Source organism: Bacteroidota bacterium, assembly GCA_016699695.1.
Classification (GTDB): Bacteria; Bacteroidota; Bacteroidia; order Bacteroidales; family UBA10428; genus UBA10428.
The window spans coordinates 21,315-41,049 of sequence record CP065006.1 but is presented as its reverse complement, the minus strand read 5'-3'; the positions used below and the strand labels follow the sequence as shown (position 1 = coordinate 41,049).

Below are 19,735 nucleotides of genomic sequence, written 5' to 3'. Positions count from 1 at the left end.
ACCATAAAATACCCATCTTTCTCAGAAGATTTTTAAGCTTTATTGCGACTTTGTTTTTGCTTTTTCTAATATTGAATAGCTTATTCCCGCTTCGTGTACAGGTCTCGTACTCACCCATAATCATGGCCCGCGATAGCAGCATGTTGCATGCCTATCTGAGCAACGACGAAAAATGGCGCATGCAAATTCTCTCAGAAGAGATTACCCCGGAGCTAAAGAAAGCTTTTTTGTGGAAGGAAGACCGCTTTTTTTACTGGCATCCGGGTATCAATCCGGTATCTGTAGTGAGAGCAACATTCAATAACCTTCGAAAGGGAAAACGTACCTCCGGGGCATCAACCATAGGCATGCAGGTAGTGCGTTTGCTGAATCCTAAATCACGTACATACAAAAACAAAATGCTGGAAATGTTCAGGGCCCTTCAGCTTGATTGGAAATTTTCGAAACAGGAAATTCTTTCACTCTACCTAAACCTGGTACCCTATGGGGGGAACATCGAAGGAGTCAAAGCCGCCTCGATACTTTATTTTGGCAAACAACCTAACCACCTGAGCACGGGCGAAATTGCCACCCTCACCATTGTGCCAAACCGGCCTGTGAGTTTACAGCTTGGTTTGCATGAAAACAGATTGTTCGAAGAGAGAAACAAATGGCTTCAGCGTTATCTTTCGGCCGGTATTTTCGATAGTGCTGCATTGGCCGATGCCATTGCCGAACCCATTGGGGCTTTTCGAAGACCGGTTCCAAAGAAGGCCCCACACCTATCGTACCGATTGAAGCATAAATCAGGAACTACCCTTATCTATTCCTCCATCAATGCTGAAATGCAGGCAACCTGCGAATCGCTGGTTAGTAATTATGTGAAAGCTTTATACTTTAAAAACATTAAAAATGCCATGGCCCTTGTTGTCGATAATCAATCCCGACAAGTACTGGCTTATGTGGGATCGGCCGGGTTTAACAATGCCGACGATGGTGGGCAGGTCGATGGGATCAGGGCTCTGCGTTCGCCGGGCAGTACTTTAAAGCCACTCGTGTATGCTCTTGCATTCGATGCCGGTCTGGTAACTCCCAAAACTATCGTAAACGATGTGCCTGTAAGTTTCTCGGGTTATGAACCAGAGAATTACGATGGCAGTTATTACGGACCAGTGAGCATCGAAAAGGCGCTTGCAGCATCGCTTAATGTTCCTGCCATTAAGGTACTTGCCGAACTGAAAACAGAAGTATTCTTTAAAGGCTTGCAGCAAGCAGGCTTTTTGCACATCGAAAATTCATTGCCTGATCTGGGCTTGTCTGCAGCCTTGGGCGGTTGCGGTGCCACGCTCGAACAATTGGCCGGCCTCTATTGTACCTTTGCCAATGGAGGCCTCTTTGCCCCACTGAACTACCAGGTTTCAGACAATTATTCCGATACCATCCGTATTGTTTCGGAGATATCGGCTTATATGATTTCAGAAATCTTGTCGCAACTGGAGCGACCTGACTTGCCATTGGAATGGGAAAACAGTGTGAATATGCCCAAAATTGCCTGGAAAACAGGAACCTCATACGGACGAAAAGATGCATGGAGCATTGGTTACAACAAGCGGTTTACTGTTGCAGTTTGGGCAGGCAACTTCTCATCTGTAGGTGTGCCTCATTTAAGCGGTTCTGAAATTGCTTCTCCTTTGCTATTCAGAATTTTTAATGCCATTGATAAAAACAGCCGGAATGAATGGATTGCGATGCCCGAAAATATTAATTACAGGTACGTGTGTTCGCAGTCAGGAAATTTGCCCGATTTTTTTTGTAACGAACAGGTTCTTGATTTTTACATCCCGGGGGTATCGGACAATACTCTTTGCCGGCACCTTAAAAAAGTATTGATTAATAGCGACTCAACAGTTTCTTATTGTACGCATTGTTGCCCTGAATTTGGTTACGCCGAAGCTTACTATCCCAATCTTACTCCGGAAATTATCAGCCATTATACTGAGGCTCAGGTTCCGTTCAAAAGGATTCCGGAACATAATAGCGAGTGTGAACAGTTTCTTTCTGGATTAAAGCCGCTGATAACCTCGCCGGTGAAAAACAATACCTACTATATAAATGAAAACGATAACAACGAAATACCCTTAAGGTGCGAAGCATCCAATGATGTGAGCAGGGTTTATTGGTATATCAATCAAAAATTCTATCTCGAAGCTGCCCGCGACGAGCTTGTATTCTTTGTGCCGGAAGAGGGTGTCAATGTCATTAGCTGTTCCGACGACAAGGGCCGAAATGCTTCCATCAGCATAAAGGTGGTGTTTTCAGATTTGTAATAAGTCTGAATAATCGATTAGGGCTTGAATTATTCTTTTTTACTACTAATTGGATAGCACAAAATGGAATAAATATCAGAAAAGATTACAGCATGTTGTTGGCTAACTCGTTCGATTTCTTCGCGAATGCCTTCGTGAACACTGTAATGGCTATGCTGGCTGTCGATGGGGTAATCTTCGGCGTACAAAGCCATTTCCTGCTCTTGGGTTATTATTCTCGACTGAATAATCTGTACTGCACTCAAATGATCCTGTAATTTTTTCTTAATAGTGTCTTCCATTTGCCATTCCCTATGTTCATGCACAAGCACTGTTGAACGGTCCAGCAGCAATTCCAATTCGGACTCAAAAAACATCAATCGGTTTTTCCATAGTTTGTATTCGAAATCGAGGTCAAGAATCTGAATATTCCCTTTTTTCATCCGTAAATAATTTTTTAATAAGGTCGGATGGAACTCGCATGATAAATTTTTATCCTTGTTTGTTTTTAACGAATCATGCTCGTTTCATCATACCTTGTTTTTTGTGTAGGTAAAAGATAATTCTTTTAGCTTCAAGGAAAAAAATTGATTAATCATTAATTGCTTAGCTTAAAATTACACCAAATAAAAGGTCCTTGTAAATGTTATAATTCATGTGTCGTTTTAATTTTTATGCATATTTGAATGTTTGAGCAAAAGAATTCTAATTGGTGTTAAACTTTATTTTCAGAAAAAATGGAATAAAAAATTCAGTCAGCGCTTATATTTGCGAAAAAACGTCCATGTTTCGTACCATCTTTTATTTTCTTTATCAACCCTATAAATGGCTGGTGTTTCTTCCGCTGGCTTTTTTACTTACCCTTCTTTTTGGAGTGTTGGCTGTGGTGTTCTCATTGTCAATTAACCAAAAAACCGGAAGTTTTATTGGCGGGGCCATATGGTCGCGTGTATTGTGCTTTTTAACCCCTGTAACTGTAAAAGTACTTGGTAAGGAAAACATTGACCCGGGGCAATCGTACATCATTACGCCGAATCACCAGAGTATGTACGATATTTTTGTGCTTTATGGCTGGATAGGCATCGACATTCGCTGGATGATGAAAAAAGAATTAAGAAGAGTGCCCGGTGTGGGTTTTGGCAGTGAAAAAGTGGGACACATTTTCTTAGACCGATCGAATCAACGTGCTGCCCTTCAAAGTTTAAGCGAAGCAAAACAGAAACTGCAAGGGGGTACTTCTGTGGTAATTTTTCCGGAAGGAACCAGAGGTAATGGGCAAGACCTTCTGGCCTTTAAGCGTGGGGCTTTTAAGTTAGCGATTGACCTTCAGCTGCCCATTCTCCCGGTTTCAATCATTGGAACCAATAAAATTTTGGGTGCCAAAGCTAAATTCGATATTTTTCCAGGACGCGCCGTGATCCAGATTCACCCTCCTGTCGATATTGCACCCTATTCTGATAAAAATATCCAGATCCTTATGAACCTTGTGCAACAGACCCTTGCAAAGCAATCCAAAGACACCGCCCGGGATTAATTGACTTTTTTTAGCAGCTTGCAAACGGGATGTTTTTGTAAAAATTACATTAACACGTAGTTTTTTTTGATTAATATTGCTTTTTGTTATACCAAACCAAACCTTACTATGGGAAAATACACCGTTTATCTGTCACTCAAAGAGGGTGTGTTGCATTACCGCGACAATGACAACAAGAATAATCTTCAAGCCTTACCTGGAAAAAAGATTGTGTGGACTTTAGACGAAAACTCTGGCATTTCAGACATTTCTGGCATTAACATCCCGAATGCTTGCGACCTACTTCGTTGTGGACCCGAAAAAAAATCTTGTACCACCTGGGTAGCACGTATCAACAAAAAAGCTTCAGGCCAACTTGCTTGTCAGCTGTTTGTAAGCCCGGTTGAAGAGTCATCCAAATCTGGAGAAATAAAAACCAAATCTGCTTCAAGCAAAGATTATGATCCACCACAAATCATTATAAGAATCTGAGTTCGATGAAACGTTTTGTGCAATTTTTCTTTTTTACAATTCTACTTCTTACCATTACTTATTCGGCTGCCCAGGATATGAAGAAATCCGACAGCCTGATTTCTATTTACCATCAACAAGTAAGTGAGAGGCAAGAAGTAGATCCCCTTGTGATCTATGAAATAGCACGAAATCACAACAACCCCGACACCATTTTATATTACGCCCAAGCCCTGATTGAACAAACAAAAAAATTAAAGGATAAACGCCTTTATTTGTTTCGTGGCTATTATTATTCTGGCATTGCCAATAAACTAAAAGGAAGCTATGACAGGGCACTTTCCGATTTTTACGATGGTGCTGATGTAGCACGCCATATCGATTGTCAAACATGCCTGGCAGCCACCTATGTAGCCATTGGCAATGTGTTTTCGGTATCGCAAAGTCCGGGCAATGCCATTGCCTATTACAAAAAAGCCATCGAATTGTCTTTAGCTTCCAGAGATTCGCTTTTTATTGCCAGTACTTCGCTTAGTGCCGGAAATGAATACCTGATTATAGACAAGCTCGATTCGGCTAATTATCATTTCACCGAAGCCTACAAAATTTTTTCTAAATTGAATAACGAAGTGGGCGTGGCTTATTCATTGGGTAATATCGGAAAGATTTACACCCTAAAAAGGGAATTTGGGTTTGCAGAGAAAAACATCATGCGGGCAATTACTATTCTTGAAAAGTATCACGACAGCTATGCCCTGTCTATTTACTACGGTTACCTTTCCGAAATATACAAAGCCCGTCGCGATGTACCCACGGCACTTAATTATGCCCATATCTCGCTTAACATTGCCGAAGGAGCAGGCTTATTGCCTCAGATACGCGATGCATACCAGGTACTTACAGAGTTGTATGCGATGGCCGGGAAACTCGACAAAGCCTTCGAATGCCAGACTAATTATATCGATACCCGCGACAGTATTAATAACGAAGCTACCATTCGTAAAATGGCCGATTTGCGCACCGAATACGAAGTGGCTCAGAAACAGGCCGAGGTAGACTTATTGCAGAAAAAAAGGCAAAACCAGCGAATAATGCTCTCGGCTTTAATTATGGTACTGGTGTTTACTTTCGGATTGTTTTTTATTTTCTACACGCATTCCAACAAGCGTAAGAAATTGGCTGTTAAATTGGTGCAACGCCAAAAAGAGCTTCAGGAACAGCACGATGAGCTAGAAAAAGCCAACAAAACAAAAGACCGTTTTTTCTCCATTATTTCTCACGACTTGCGTGGACCTATCAATGTATTAAATGGCACTACCCTTCTCATTCGCGATTTTCTGAATTCGAAAAACTACGACGAACTCGAAGAATTGACCTCCAACATGGAATATTCTGTAAAGAAAGTACAGAACCTTCTTGATAATTTACTAGAATGGGCTGTGAGCCAGCAGGGTGAATTTCCCTGTAAGCCTGAGACCCTCGACCTGGAAGAAATCTGCGACGAAGTGTTGAACATTTTTATTGCCATGGCGGCCACAAAAAGTATTAATCTTACTTATGAGATTAAGTCAGATGCCCGCTACCTCTATGCCGACCGCAACAGCCTGATGACCATATTGCGCAACCTTGTAAGCAATGCCCTAAAATTTACCGATAAAAATGGATCGGTTAGCATACTGGCCACGATAAGCAATGGCATGCATTGTCTTTCAGTGAGTGATACAGGGGTTGGTATTGAGCCCGAAAAACAAGAAAACCTTTTTAAGCTGAACGAAACAAAAAGTACCTGGGGAACCTCCAAAGAAAAAGGACTTGGCATTGGATTGAGCCTGGTGCATGAATTCGTAAAAATGAACAAGGGCACTATTTCGGTGGATAGCACCCTTGGTGAAGGTTCAGTATTCACTGTATATTTTTCAACGAATGGCCATGGCGAACTCAACAATAAGAAAAGCCCCAAATCGAAGCTGTTTAAATCCATCAAGCAGAAAGTAACTTAAGCCAAACATCCAAGTTCTGGTATTTCAACAATTCTAATTGACAACTTGCGGTAGATACAAAACAAGTTTTTGTATATTTAGGTCTCTCAACCGCCACAATTCTTTTAAGTTGAAAAAACGTATTGCCTCTTTCCCATTTATCAAACAACCTGGCATGATGGAGTGCGGAACTACCTCACTTGCCATCATTTTTAAGTATTATGGATACTACGACATACGGGCATTTTTAACCGAAAAGGCTGGAATAACCAGCGAAGGTGTCGATCTATATACACTCAGTGAGTTAGCCGAAGGATTTGGTTTCGAAACAGAAGGATACAAACTGGAATACAAGCTTTTGGGCCAGGTGCATTTGCCTGCTATTGCCCATTACGATGGCAACCATTTTGTGGTAGTTTACAAGCACACAGCGGAAAAAGTCTGGATTTCTGATCCGGCCATTGGCAAATACACACTTAGCCGCGAAGAGTTTAATGCCCGGTGGAATGGGGTGGTGTTGGTGCTTAATCCTACTTCCGAAATTTTCAAGCACAACGAGCTTACTGAACTGGCAGAAGAATACCGCCATAAGCGAAAAAGTATTCTTACTAAATACTATTTACCTGCACTGCTTACCTCTCGAAAGTACCTGGTTCCTGTTTTGCTTGGCACCCTGGTGCTGCAATTTCTCGGACTGGCCCTGCCCTTTTTCACCCAAACCATCATCGATCAGGTTCTGGTAAACAACAACCTAAAATTGCTTTATGCCATTCTGGTCGGTATGATTGCCATATTTTTAAGTCAGGTGGTACTTACCTATGGTCGGAATATCTTGCTTACCCAGTTTAAAGTAAACTTCGAACGTTCCTTTTTCAGTCGTTTTTTCGACCATTTCATTCACCTCAAGATAAGTTATTTCGATAGCCACAAGCGCGAGGATTTTATCAACCGTTTTCAGGAGAATCTTCGCATACGCGCCGCGTTGAACCCTTCTATATTGCAAGGGTTTATCGACTCGGCCTTTGTGGTGATTTACCTCCTTGTTTTGTTTTTTTACAGTATGCCGCTTGCCTTGCTGTCGCTGGGTTTTGTAGTGGTATATATTGTACTTACCATGGTGTATACTCCCCGACTGAAAAACCTTGAAAACCGTATTTTTGGCGAAGACCTAAAAACCATGGGGCAATTCTTAGATACCCTATTAGGAATGCAAACCGTGCGATTGCTGGGAATCGAAAAGCTTAAATTCTGGAAATGGAAAAACCAATACACCAAAGCCCTGAATAAGGTTTTACAAACAGAGAAGACCTACATCAGCCTGTCTACCTTGCTGAGCGCAACCTTTTACCTGAGTCAGGCTTTTATCTATTGGTATGGCGCCTATCTCACTTTTAACAGCCAGCTTACAATAGGTCAATACGTTGGTTTTGTTACCATTTTTACCATTGTTATTCATGCACTTTCGCGCATTACCCAAATTTGGTTCATTCTTACCGAGCTTTCAGTAAGTTTCGACCGTTTAAATGATATTCTGATACAGGAAGAAGCTGACTTTAGCTTCGAAAATAAAGTGAGAGTAAAAAATCTCTTCCCGGTACGTTTCAAAAAGGTATCGTTCCGATACCGAGAACAGGATGAAAATTATGCTCTTCGTCACATTGATGTGGAAATACCACAGGGTAGCTTTGTGGGAATTGTGGGCCGCAATGGCTCCGGCAAATCGACTTTTGTAAAACTTCTGTGCAAGCTTTACGATAATTATGAGGGTGAAATTCGTCTGCACAATACCGAACTGCGTCATGTGATGCGCACCCAATTGCGAAAAAACATTGCCATGGTGCCACAGGATATTTTTCTGTTTAAAGGAACTATATTCGAAAATATTCAATTAGGAAATCCCGATGCCACAGAGGAAGAAATTCTTGAAGCTGCAAAAGCGGCCGATTTAAGTGATTTTATCGACGGCCTTTACCTTGGCTATAATACCATGATTGGTGACAGTGGTTCGAATTTATCTGGCGGACAACGCAATAAAATTGCCCTGGCCCGCTTGTTTGTCGCCAATCCCGAAATTATTGTTATCGATGAGGCCAGCAGTGCATTGGATATCGAAACAGAAAAGCGCATTATGGATAAACTGAAGGAAAAGTTTAAAGGAAAAACTATCATTTCAGTTGCCCATCGAATCCATACCCTGCGAAATGCCGATCTGATTTTGGTATTCGACAAGGGCGCCATTGTCGAACAAGGAAGCCATGCGGATTTGATAGCCCAAAAGGGGCTCTATGCGTCCTTTATAGAAACCTATATCCATTACTGAGATGGACAATACCTCCGAGAAATCACAAAAGAGAAACAATTATCTGCGCGACGATGTGCCCTTTCAGGATATAAGTAAGGGAATTGCACGGCAGCTTATTTATTTTGGAACTGCCCTGTTTGTTATACTTATTCTGCTTAGTCTGTTTATAAAAATACCCCGTGAGCTGAACCTCCCCTTTGAGCTGCGGGGCGGATTGAACGAAATCATTTTTCAATATCCCGAAGTGGTGTACCTGCAAAAATATTATGTAAAATCAGACGATACAGTAAACACTGGCGATCGGCTGTTACAAATCACTTCGCCTGGCATTATTAATTACCTCGAAGAATATAACAGCAAAAAAGCTGCTCTTGCACTTTTCGAATCCAATCGCACCCTCGCACACCAAAAGGAAATGGCTATTCTCGATACCCGATTGGAGAATGCTCAGAAAGAACTAAAAATTGTTGGGCAGGAAAAAACACTGCTGGAGCAGGCGTCGTTGAAAGAGAGCGAGAATCTTCAACGTCAGCTGGAAACCATAAATCTTCAACACCAGCGGAATATTGAACTTAAAAACGAGCAGGTAATTTCTGATTTGCAGCTCGAAGAATCGTTAAAACAATTACAAGACGCCCGGCAGCAACTAATCACAGTGCAGCAACGCTATGCCCTCCAAATAGCCGAAATTGAAAACCGCATCGAACAGTTGCAAAGCAGTAAGCGCCAGCTTCAGGCTTCGAAAGAAAAACTAATAGCCGATTTAAGTTTCGAATTGGCCGGAGTGAACAATGAGCTTGACCTTGTAAAGCGCAAAATAGAATTAAGCTATGGACCCCATGAAATTTCCGACAACTCAATTATTCTGCTAAGTCCTGCCAGCGGTGTTTTAACCTTGCGGAACCAAAGCGAATACGAAATTGCTGCCGGCGAAATACTCCTCCGCATAAAAATAAGTAGTCTTCAATATGTTGTATTTTCCGAAGCCGGTCCTGCAGAAGTAGGCCATATTCAATCGGGAACGCCAGCAGTGCTCAAATTCGAAAGTTTTCCGCATTATTATTATGGCACCATGCATGCAAGTGTTTCGAGCATCAGTAGCAGCCCGGCCGACAATGGATTTTATCCTGTAAGCCTGCAAATAACCGATACTGGCCGCCTGGCTTCGAAAGTAACCAAAGGAATGACCGGAACCGCCACATTTATTGTCGAAGAGAAACCACTTGCGGTATATTTGCTTCGGGGATTTTTAAAAATAGTGACTCTTGATTAGTTCGGATTCAATAATGTTTAGTTAAGTCTTAAAAAAAGCATATCATCACGAATCCTGATACTTTAGGATGAAGCAACGATAAAATTGGATTTAAAGGTTAATAATTATTACAATAACGTTATACAATTTCTAAAATTGTTGAATCTAAACGCTAAATAGATGTAATTAAATATCAACCTTTTATTAACAAATCACCTTTAAAACAAGGACAACTGTTCCAGTTTCTTGGGATGAAAAGTTCCAATTATCATAAATGGATTTTTACCTGTAAAATGATGGGTTTGTGCTGTTCCTAAGAAAAAATGCAAATCTTTTGTTTTAGAAAAATCATCAAAATATTTTTTACGAACATCTTGACAAGCTTTTAATTCATCTCCGTCATGATTTCGGAAACAATTCCAATATAATTGACCAGTTTCCCAGTCTTCAATCATTGTTGTACTTCTTTTGCCATTAATATCTTCAAAGACAAATGAAAACTTATAGGGTAATTTTTTTACTACCTCAAATTTCTTATCATTGACATTCTGAAATAAGTTCAACTGCTGAAACTGGGCAATTTTATCCTTTGTCCAATTTCTTTCTACTTCTTTCCAAACAAAATCAATAATCTTTGTTGGTTTAAAAACCGCAAGTGATGTACAAGTTTCTTTATCCTTGGCTTCAGATATTAAAGTCGATAAATTATCGTAAACTTTATTTAAAACTATCTTTCTCCGCTCAGTCCATGTATTACCGTCGGCTTTAATTTCACCTACTATTTTTATTTCAGTTTCGTGAGAAACAGGTCTATAACTTTCAGGCCTGAAATCGCTTTTATTTTTAACTAAATCAACTTCAATCCATTGATATTTTGAATATTGTTCGTTATAAGACTTCTTTCGAAATTGAATTGGATAAATACGAATCCATGTACCGTCTTCACGAAACCCCGCAGTACAAACTAGCTCTTCATACTTTTTTGATATTGCCGGATAAGTTTTAACAGTAATGAGAACTTTGGTAATCGCCATGTTAGATATGTTTCAATTCCCAATTGAAGGAAGGATGTTTGACTAATGTTTCGGCGAGATGTTTACGATGACATTGATTAATATTAGCCTCAAAACAAGTTAATGCAACCCTGTGTTTATCATTTAAAAGTTTAATTATTGTATCCTGATAATTCTTTGTTTGAGTAAGAATATCATTCCTATAAATAATAAAAAGTTTATCGTAATCGGATTGTATATTGAGTTCTTGTCGTTTATCAGAATCGATTCCTAATTGTGGCATATGATAATATTCTATACCTACTCCATTACAAGCATTTTGCAGTTGCGATTTGCTAAATCCAAATTTCATACTTAACGAATTCTTTCGAACATCACATAGAACTTTAATATTATTAGCAATTAACTTGTTAATATATTCTTCGAGACTAATCCCCTCGTAACCGATTGTAAATAGCGTAGTTTTATCTGATTTTGGTTTGCATTCAATTACTTTTTGGTATTCTTCTGATGTAAGTTTGTCTTCAGCAATTTTACTATTAATTGCATATTGCGGATATTTCAGATAAGTATGCCTAATAAGCTCGTCGCTTGTTTTATTGCCATACATTTGTTTAATATATCGAATAGCCTGCCTGTCCCTATCATTTATAATCAATAAATATTTTTCAGTATCGGTTTTAACCCAATCGTTACCTTGCAATTCAACTTGTTTATATTTGGTCATTGTTTGCAAATCGGCGGTAGCCTGAAATGAATAACAACCGTATTTGTATGGTACAAAATGAAAATCGGGTTTTTGTTGTTGTTTGGTTAATAACATCAAAAGTTTTTGAAGGCTTATTTTATCGAGCCTGTTTTCGAATGCCTCCAACAATGCGAGCAATATTTTACGACGATAATACATACTGCAAATTTAACTCAATTAATTGCTTTCAATAATTTTTGTTTCAACATCTGTTAAACCATAAAGTTGGTAAACTAATTGATTTATTTTATTATCTGAATGTTCAATTCGTGATTTTAACTGTTCAATTTTATCAGGGAGTTTTGAAGTTTGAAGTTCTTCATTAAGTTTTAGCATTAAATCAACAGAAGAAATAATATCATCACGAAGTTTAATTTCTAACTTATTACTTATTTGTTTAATAGGTAATGACGCCAATTCATAAATTCGAATCTCTGGAAATGTTTTATCTTGCCTGTTATATTTTTTCCTGAAATAAAAGGCTATAAGTTTTGAGTTAATAATACCTAATAAATATTTCGAATTTGAAGGAGTAAAAGGTTTAACTATTTGAAGAAGCTGACCTGTTACCAAATCTTTATCTATAAATGTAGAAATAAGAGTCTCTCCTACAATTCTTCTAACCAATAATCTTTCACCAGTAAATAAATCAATTGTTCTTGGCTCAGCTAAATGAACTCCATAATTTAACCAATCGCCATTCCAAGTATATGAATATTTATTAATGTCCTTACCTTTTAAATACGGGAGATAATTATCGTCAACCTTTTCTTTTGATTCAAATATTTTATTTACTGCCATATCAGCAGTTTGTTTTGGTTTTCCTTTTCCTGTTTGATAAACTTTTATCCCAAATTTAATATTGGCCAGTTTATCTAAGGTTTCAGACTGTATCTCTATTTTCTCTCTTAATTTTAAATCAATTTCATTTAAATCAATATTTATAATATTAAGATTTCCGTCATTCCAGATATTTTGATTTACACAATTTTTGACTATTAATTCATTCTCAAAAGGTTCGAGTATTTCTGTTAATTGATTCTTTATAATAGCTTTTTCGAGGACTGCAATTATTGGTAAAACGGTGGCTTGGTCAAAAACTTTTATTTTTGAATAATCTACAATATTGCGAATGCTTGTATTATCTAAAATATAGGTTCTAAGCTTTGTGTTGCTTTGATTATTTAACCAAGTATTTGGCGTAATAAATCCAATTAAACCATTTGGTTTTAGAATCCTAATTCCAAGCTCCCAAAATAAGGCATAAATATCAAATTGATATTCGGCTACTTTATATCTATTAATGAAATAGTCATAAACATTTCCATTTTCTTCTTTCCACTCTCGCCCTCCTAAATAGGGCGGATTTCCAATAATAAAATCAAAACCGCCCTGACTGAAAATATCGGGAAATGCTTTTTGCCAATTGAATGGTTTAATCTTCTTTTCTTCACCAAAGTCGATAACAGAATCGTAATAATCAATATCTACTATACTATTGCCACTTTTAATATTATTATCGAGGGTTGGTAAAATGCGTTCATGCCAAAGTTTATATTGCTGTGCAAGTGAATTTTCTGTTTCACCCTCCATACATTTAAGCAAAAGACTTAGTTTGGTAACTTCTACGGCATTTACATCAATATCGACACCGTAAATATTATTTAGCAAGATTCGCTTTTTTTCAGCAGAGGTAAGATTACCTTCGGGGGTTGTTGGGCTATCTTTTTTACCTATTTTAGTTCCTTTATCGGTGTAATAGTTTTTATGAAAATCCAGCAAATATTGATATGCCCCTATTAAAAAACTGCCACTACCACAAGCAGGGTCAGCTATTTTAATTTTTCCTATTTGTTTCGGGGTTTTGCCTTCTATGAGTTTACCAACAGTGTTTTCGACAATGTAATCAACCACATATTGAGGAGTGTAATAAACACCACCTGCCTTACGGACTTCAGGTTTTTCCTCTATTTTGGCACGGTGTCCCGTGTCAATTTTAATCTGTTTGCCAAGAAATTGCTCGTATGCACTTCCAAGAATTTCGACCGAGAGAACCGAAAACTCGTAAGGACTTTCAGGGTAATACATTTCACTGATAATAGTTTTTACTACTTTATTATCAATTGTCAGCGATTCTGAAATTACGTCCTTTTTGAAGTCGAATAAACCTGAATTGTATTTCTCATCAGCTTTTTTAAAGTTTTGAAAAAGGTTTTGGTATGAATCGCCCTTAGCGTTTACAGATAATTTAAGTTGTCCGTATGGCTCTACTCCCCTATCCTCGGCAATACGAAGAAAAATTAATCTATCAATGGTTTGTTGTACGGCAAAATTTATTTCGTCTTCGTCAAGCTGTTTGTTTTTAATACTAATGCTTGTAGCTAAATAAGTTCTCCAAGAATCAAGCGAGGTTAAAAACTCCTTATCAACGGTAGCTGTACCTTTTCTGACCGTATCACTTTGTACATAGCGGTCAAAACTACCTTTTAAAACTCTTTCTTTTGAAAAGATATCCCAGAGATATTCAAATTCATCGAGGTATTTATCGTAAGTGAGGTATTTAATCCTTGCAATGGATGATTTGTCTGTAGGATTGGGCTTTTTAGTACAATCGTAGACTGCAAATTCTTCAAAGTCGGTTACAATACTTACTGGTAGTTTTGCACTCCACCCATAACGACGAACCTGATAAGACACTGAAATATCTTCCCGCACAAGAACACTTGGTTTTTTTGCCTCAACAAAGAAAAGTCGTTTACCTCCGGGCAAACGAAATGAATAATCAGGTGCTTTTGTTGCCTTTCCAATTTTCACCTTGTCTTCGTGAATAACCTCACGATAAGCTTCGGCATATCCTTGTGAATTATCAATATCCCAACCTAAAGCTTTAAAAAATGGGTCAATAAAATCGCGGCGTGTTAAGGTCTCGTTATATTCACCGGATTTATAAGAATCGAGTTGTTCTGCAAATCTTTCAACTAACTGTTGAATAATTTTATATGCTTCGTCTTTTGATATCATGTCGGGTTTATCGAAAGTCTAAATTTAATCAGAATCTTCACTATTAGCATTGGCGGGGTGGAAAATTACAGCTCTTCGGGCAAACTTTGGTTGTGGGCAGGCCTTGTGGGGTTTGCCCGATGTACTGTAATGTGCGGGGGCTGGCTTTTTTCCCTAATTGCCCCTTAGGGCAAAAGCGCGAGGGCAAAAAAAATTATTACTGAAGGGTCTGGATTATTCAAAGCACCAAAACCTTTAAATTAATTACGAGAATGTTTGTTTTAGTTTGAAAAAAATTAAGTTGTGCCAACATGGACCGCCTTGCTACTAACTTAATAGTAGCAGAAGCTTAAGTTTTGCTTCAGCACAACATCAATCCTTAAGCAAACTGCTAAGCCCTACCTTATCTGCTATTTCTATCATTTTTCCATCGGTGTGTATATACCCGTCCTTAGCCAATTCGCTCATGGCCCGGCTGAGCGATGGCCGCGCCACACCAAAAAGTTCCGACAGTTCGTTGTGAGATTTCGGTAATACAAACCTGTCCGATTGCGTCTTTTGGCGCACCTGCAATAGATAATGGGCAATTTTTCCCTTGATGGTTTGAAAGGATAGAAAGCGGATTTTATTCGAAAGAAACTGGGCCCTGTTAGATATGCTATTCAGGTAATTGGTTAATATGCGTTTTTCGCTCATGAGCAGGCTGAGGAAGTTGTCTCGTGAAATACTCAGGATGCGCACCTCGTTATTGGCCACAATGCTCACAGGGTAGCGGTTGTTTTGTCCGAACATAAATGCCGGGGCGAGCATGCGCACACTCTCTATGTCTTCAATTTTAATGGTTTTTCCGCTAAAATCTACCATCTCGCCTTTCACACTGCCTTCCATTACAATAAGCAGATTGCGGCATTCTTCGTCGTAAGTGGCAATCAGCTCGTCTTTGGTATATTGCTTTTCCGACACTTCGATGCCTGAAAATTTCGACTCAATCTGGGTTTCTGTCAATCCATTAAAAAGAATGCAATGTGTGAGTTCTTCGTACATTTTATAAATGAATTAGGTTTTAAGCCTGTTAATTTGAGAAAAACAAAATTATCGAATTAATTTCGATTGTTGTAACATATGTTACCGTTTTGGCTCCTCCTATGCAATTAGCTTTGTGGCATACAAACAATATAATACTGAAACGATGATACGGGAACTGGTAAAAATTGACGAAGATCTTTGCAACGGATGCGGTGAATGTGTTCCGAATTGCCACGAAGGAGCCTTACAGATTATCGATAACAAGGCACGGCTGATCAGCGATTTGCTATGCGACGGATTGGGAGCCTGCATAGGGCATTGTCCGCTTGGGGCCATTACAATAGAAAAGCGTGAGGCTGAGCCCTACAACGAAACCAAAGTAATGGAAATGATGGTTGAAAAAGGTAAAAACACCGTAATTGCCCACCTGAAGCACCTGAAAGACCATAACGAAATGGCTTTTCTAAAAGAAGGAGTCCGGTATCTGCGGGCAAACGAAGCCAGCATCGCTTTCAATGTAGATGAAGTAATAGAAGTGGTGCATAACCATGGTCATAAACCACACGTACACACTCCACCATCGGCTCAACCAAATGTACATGCCCGTCCAATGGCTCATGCTGGCGGCGGGTGCCCGGGTTCGCAGGCCATGAGTTTCGAGCCACGCGGAATGGCAGTAGACACTACCCAAACTGTTTCAGCCCAATCGCAATTGCGTCAATGGCCTGTGCAGATGCACCTGATCAATCCGGCGGCAAACTATTTTCAGAATGCCGACCTGCTGATTGCTGCCGATTGTGTGTCTTACGCACTGGGTAATTTCCATCAGCAATACCTAAAAGGTAAGAGTCTTGCCATTGCTTGCCCCAAGCTCGACAGCGGCATGGACACCTACCTTCAGAAAACTGTAGCTTTGATTGATCAGGCTAAAGTCAATACTATCACGGTAATGATTATGTCGGTGCCATGTTGTGGAGGTTTATTGCAAATGGTAAAAACGGCAGCATCCCATGCCAGCCGGAAAGTACCCATTAAACTGGCCATTGTTTCTGTAGAAGGCGAAGTAATCAGCGAAGACTGGGTTTAGATTTCCTATAAGAGCACTTTATTAAGGGAAGGTGAAAAGACAAGTAAGGATTCTTACTTTACTTAAAGCTAATTCCATTCCCATGGAAAAGGAATGCCTCATTCAAATCAAAATAGATTTTAATAAATGTAAAACCAATAAATAAATTTATACTATGAGTATGTTTTGTTATCAATGTCAGGAAGCAGCCAAAGGAACCGGCTGCACTATCAAAGGAGTTTGCGGAAAAGGAGAATCCACTTCCAATTTACAGGATTTACTGGTCGACATAGCCCGTGGGGTATCTGTGTTTACACAAATGGCCAATGACGAGGGACAACGAAATAAGGCTGCCGATCAGTACACCTTTGAGGCGCTATTTATGACCATTACCAATGCCAATTTCGACGATGCAGCAATTATTAAAAAATGCCAGGAAGGTATCGAACTACGTGAAAACATGAAGGCTGAAATTCTCAGGAACGGACAGGATATTCCTGCCAATCTGCCTGAATGTGCTATCTGGAAACCCAAGAACGAACATTCGTTTATTGCCCGCAGCTTGCTGGTGAGTATTCTGCGCGAAACCAACGAAGACATCCGTTCGCTGAAAGAGCTCCTTATCTATGGTTTAAAAGGAATGGCCGCTTATGCCGAACATGCCTTCAATCTGGGTCAGGAAAACCTTGAGGTATATAAATTCATGCACAAAGCCCTTGTAGCTACTACCCGCAACGACCTTGATGCCAATGCACTTGTCGCCCTGGTACTCGAATGCGGAAAATTTGGTGTAGATGTAATGGCTCTGCTTGACCATGCCAACACCAGTGCTTATGGAAACCCGGAAATTACCAAAGTAAATATTGGTGTGCAGAACAAGCCCGGCATTCTTATCAGTGGTCACGATTTGAAAGACATGGAAGAACTGTTGCGCCAAACCGAAGGAACGGGAGTAGATGTGTATACACACAGCGAAATGCTTCCGGCGCACTACTATCCTGCATTTAAAAAGTACAGCCATTTTGTGGGCAACTATGGCAATGCATGGTGGAAACAAAAAGAAGAGTTCGAAAGTTTCAACGGTCCTGTTCTTCTTACTACCAATTGCCTTGTTCCACCGGCTGAATCCTATAAAGACCGCGTTTACACCACCGGTTCCGCCGGATTTCCGGATGTAAAGCACATCGCCAACAGGGCTGAGGGAAAGGCGAAAGACTTTTCAGCCATCATCGCACACGCCAAAAAATGTCAGCCACCTGTGGAAATTGAAACCGGTGAAATTATTGGTGGTTTTGCCCATAACCAGGTTATGCAGCTGGCTGATAAAGTAGTAGAGGCTGTAAAAACGGGCGCTATTAAAAAATTCGTGGTCATGGCCGGATGCGATGGCCGTATGAAGGGACGCGATTACTACACGCAATTTGCTGAGAAGCTGCCTCAAAACACCATTATTCTTACGGCAGGATGCGCCAAATACCGCTACAACAAACTCGAGCTTGGTGATATAGGAGGTATTCCCCGCATGTTGGATGCCGGACAGTGTAACGACTCATATTCCCTGGCCATTATTGCGCTTAAACTCAAAGAGGTGTTTCAGCTCAATGATATTAACGAATTACCCATTGCTTACAACATAGCGTGGTACGAGCAAAAGGCAGTAATTGTATTGCTGGCATTACTACACCTGGGCGTGAAGAATATTCACCTCGGGCCTACTCTTCCTGCTTTTCTTTCGCCCAATGTGGTAAAAGTACTGGTAGATAATTTCGGAATAGCCGGAATTGGTCAAGTTGACGAAGATTTGAAAATCCTGATTGGCGCAGAAGCTGTTGCGGTATCAGAGTAGAGGGTTCAATAATCGCCAGAAATAGTAAGAAACAATTTCTGGCGATATTACTAATTTTAAAGAGTGTTTTAAAAATTAAAATTATTCATATGACAGAAGTATTCGAAAAATCAAGTCCACAAAACCTGGCTGGCTCCGTGAGCTATGCTTCAGGTTCGATTGTAAGCAAGATTATTACCCGCAACGAAGCAGGAAATCTTACCCTGTTTGCCTTTGATAAAGGCCAGAACCTGAGCGAACACACTGCTCCCTTCGATGCCATTATACAGGTAATTGATGGTGAAGCAAGGGTTACCATCGACAAAAAAGCATACCAGGTAAAAACTGGTGAGTTTATTATCATGCCTGCTAACATTCCGCATGCCGTCGATGCCGACGAAAAATTTAAAATGTTGCTTACCATGATCAAGGAAAAAAAAGAGTTTAAGGTCAACCTTTAGTCTCTACGATGTATTGGAAGGATTCTATTCGTCCGATGTGCGGCTATAATAATATCACACTAATTTTTATTGATGGAATCCATTCCCTAACAATCCTATTATTCCCATCGGATAAACTAATTAAGAATGGGTTTAAATTAAATGAATGTGTTTATAGGCTTTAATATAATGCTTATTTTTATTCAACCTAAAACCATGCATGAGGCTCAACTGGATTCATAAAACCTTCGGCCCACCGGAAAACTGGAAGTTGCGAGCAATATTGCTTTCCGGCATTGTGTTTGGTTTAATGGCTTATATGTTTTTTCTTTCGCGTGCCCACTCCTACCTGTCCGACAAGCCCGAAACCTGCGTGAATTGCCATATCATGGCTCCCCAATATGCTACCTGGAACCACAGTGCACACCGCGAAGTGGCCAACTGCAACGATTGTCATGTGCCGCACAACAACGTATTCAACAAATATTATTTTAAAGCCAAAGACGGATTGCGTCATGCCACTATTTTTACCCTACGGCGCGAACCACAGGTTATTTTTATGCATGAGCCCGGACAGAAGGTGGTGCAACAAAACTGCATCCGATGTCACAGCTATAAGATAACCGATTCGAAAGTGCTGGCCTGGACAGCAGAATACCATCAATTCAGAACCGAACGGCAATGTTGGGAATGTCACCGCGAAACGCCACATGGCAGTGTTAAAAGCCTATCGAGCGTGCCCAATGCCCGTGTTCCTGTTCCCCAGAGTCCTGTGCCCGATTGGCTGAAACAAATTAAAAACGACTAAATTCAAC

At 39.9% G+C, this 19,735-nt stretch carries 15 protein-coding genes; 10 read left to right on the top strand and 5 right to left on the bottom strand.

Annotated features, from left to right (window positions below):
- Positions 1-8 precede the first annotated feature (8 nt).
- Complete coding sequence (gene pbpC / locus IPM71_00160) at positions 9-2,306, top strand: penicillin-binding protein 1C (protein ID QQS52748.1); 2,298 nt, start codon at positions 9-11, stop codon at positions 2,304-2,306.
- A gap of 29 nt (positions 2,307-2,335) precedes the next feature.
- Here the strand turns inward: pbpC and IPM71_00155 are convergent, their stop codons facing one another.
- On the bottom strand, positions 2,336-2,728 hold the full coding sequence (locus IPM71_00155) for a hypothetical protein (GenBank protein ID QQS51173.1): 393 nt from the start codon (positions 2,726-2,728) through the stop codon (positions 2,336-2,338).
- 341 nt (positions 2,729-3,069) lie between these two features.
- On the opposite strand from IPM71_00155, the gene IPM71_00150 reads away from it, so the two are divergent.
- The 5 genes from IPM71_00150 to IPM71_00130 all read left to right on the top strand — a co-directional run bounded on the left by IPM71_00150 (position 3,070) and on the right by IPM71_00130 (position 9,823).
- Positions 3,070-3,819, top strand: coding sequence for a 1-acyl-sn-glycerol-3-phosphate acyltransferase (locus IPM71_00150; protein ID QQS51172.1), 750 nt, complete (start codon positions 3,070-3,072; stop codon positions 3,817-3,819).
- A 108-nt stretch (positions 3,820-3,927) separates the two neighbouring features.
- Complete coding sequence (locus tag IPM71_00145) at positions 3,928-4,290, top strand: hypothetical protein (protein ID QQS51171.1); 363 nt, start codon at positions 3,928-3,930, stop codon at positions 4,288-4,290.
- Positions 4,291-4,295: 5 nt separating this feature from the next.
- Positions 4,296-6,269 carry a tetratricopeptide repeat-containing sensor histidine kinase gene (locus tag IPM71_00140; protein ID QQS51170.1) on the top strand — a complete coding sequence of 658 codons (1,974 nt, stop codon included), beginning with the start codon at positions 4,296-4,298 and terminating at the stop codon, positions 6,267-6,269.
- Positions 6,270-6,378: 109 nt separating this feature from the next.
- Positions 6,379-8,568 (top strand): peptidase domain-containing ABC transporter, encoded by a 2,190-nt coding sequence (locus IPM71_00135; protein ID QQS51169.1) that lies wholly within the window; start codon positions 6,379-6,381, stop codon positions 8,566-8,568.
- Position 8,569: 1 nt separating this feature from the next.
- Positions 8,570-9,823 carry a hypothetical protein gene (locus IPM71_00130; GenBank protein QQS51168.1) on the top strand — a complete coding sequence of 418 codons (1,254 nt, stop codon included), beginning with the start codon at positions 8,570-8,572 and terminating at the stop codon, positions 9,821-9,823.
- Positions 9,824-10,020: 197 nt separating this feature from the next.
- Here the strand turns inward: IPM71_00130 and IPM71_00125 are convergent, their stop codons facing one another.
- The 4 genes from IPM71_00125 to IPM71_00110 all read right to left on the bottom strand — a co-directional run bounded on the left by IPM71_00125 (position 10,021) and on the right by IPM71_00110 (position 15,607).
- Positions 10,021-10,836: a hypothetical protein gene (locus IPM71_00125; protein ID QQS51167.1), complete on the bottom strand. Its 816-nt coding sequence runs from the start codon at positions 10,834-10,836 to the stop codon at positions 10,021-10,023.
- 1 nt (position 10,837) lies between these two features.
- The gene (locus tag IPM71_00120) at positions 10,838-11,722 is read right to left on the bottom strand and encodes a DUF488 domain-containing protein (protein ID QQS51166.1); all 885 of its coding nucleotides are present in this window, start codon (positions 11,720-11,722) and stop codon (positions 10,838-10,840) included.
- Positions 11,723-11,740: 18 nt separating this feature from the next.
- Positions 11,741-14,584 carry an N-6 DNA methylase gene (locus IPM71_00115; protein ID QQS51165.1) on the bottom strand — a complete coding sequence of 948 codons (2,844 nt, stop codon included), beginning with the start codon at positions 14,582-14,584 and terminating at the stop codon, positions 11,741-11,743.
- Between the two features lie 351 nt (positions 14,585-14,935).
- Entirely contained in the window at positions 14,936-15,607 is a 672-nt protein-coding gene (locus IPM71_00110; GenBank protein ID QQS51164.1) for a Crp/Fnr family transcriptional regulator, read from the bottom strand.
- A gap of 145 nt (positions 15,608-15,752) precedes the next feature.
- On the opposite strand from IPM71_00110, the gene IPM71_00105 reads away from it, so the two are divergent.
- From IPM71_00105 to nrfH, 4 genes are all read left to right on the top strand, one after another.
- Entirely contained in the window at positions 15,753-16,676 is a 924-nt protein-coding gene (locus IPM71_00105) for a 4Fe-4S binding protein (protein ID QQS51163.1), read from the top strand.
- A gap of 154 nt (positions 16,677-16,830) precedes the next feature.
- Positions 16,831-18,501: a hydroxylamine reductase gene (gene hcp, locus IPM71_00100; GenBank protein ID QQS51162.1), complete on the top strand. Its 1,671-nt coding sequence runs from the start codon at positions 16,831-16,833 to the stop codon at positions 18,499-18,501.
- Positions 18,502-18,590: 89 nt separating this feature from the next.
- On the top strand, positions 18,591-18,941 hold the full coding sequence (locus IPM71_00095; protein QQS51161.1) for a cupin domain-containing protein: 351 nt from the start codon (positions 18,591-18,593) through the stop codon (positions 18,939-18,941).
- 199 nt (positions 18,942-19,140) lie between these two features.
- Positions 19,141-19,728, top strand: a complete 588-nt coding sequence (nrfH, locus tag IPM71_00090; GenBank protein ID QQS51160.1) for a cytochrome c nitrite reductase small subunit — start codon at positions 19,141-19,143, stop codon at positions 19,726-19,728.
- The last annotated feature ends 7 nt before the right edge of the window (positions 19,729-19,735 follow it).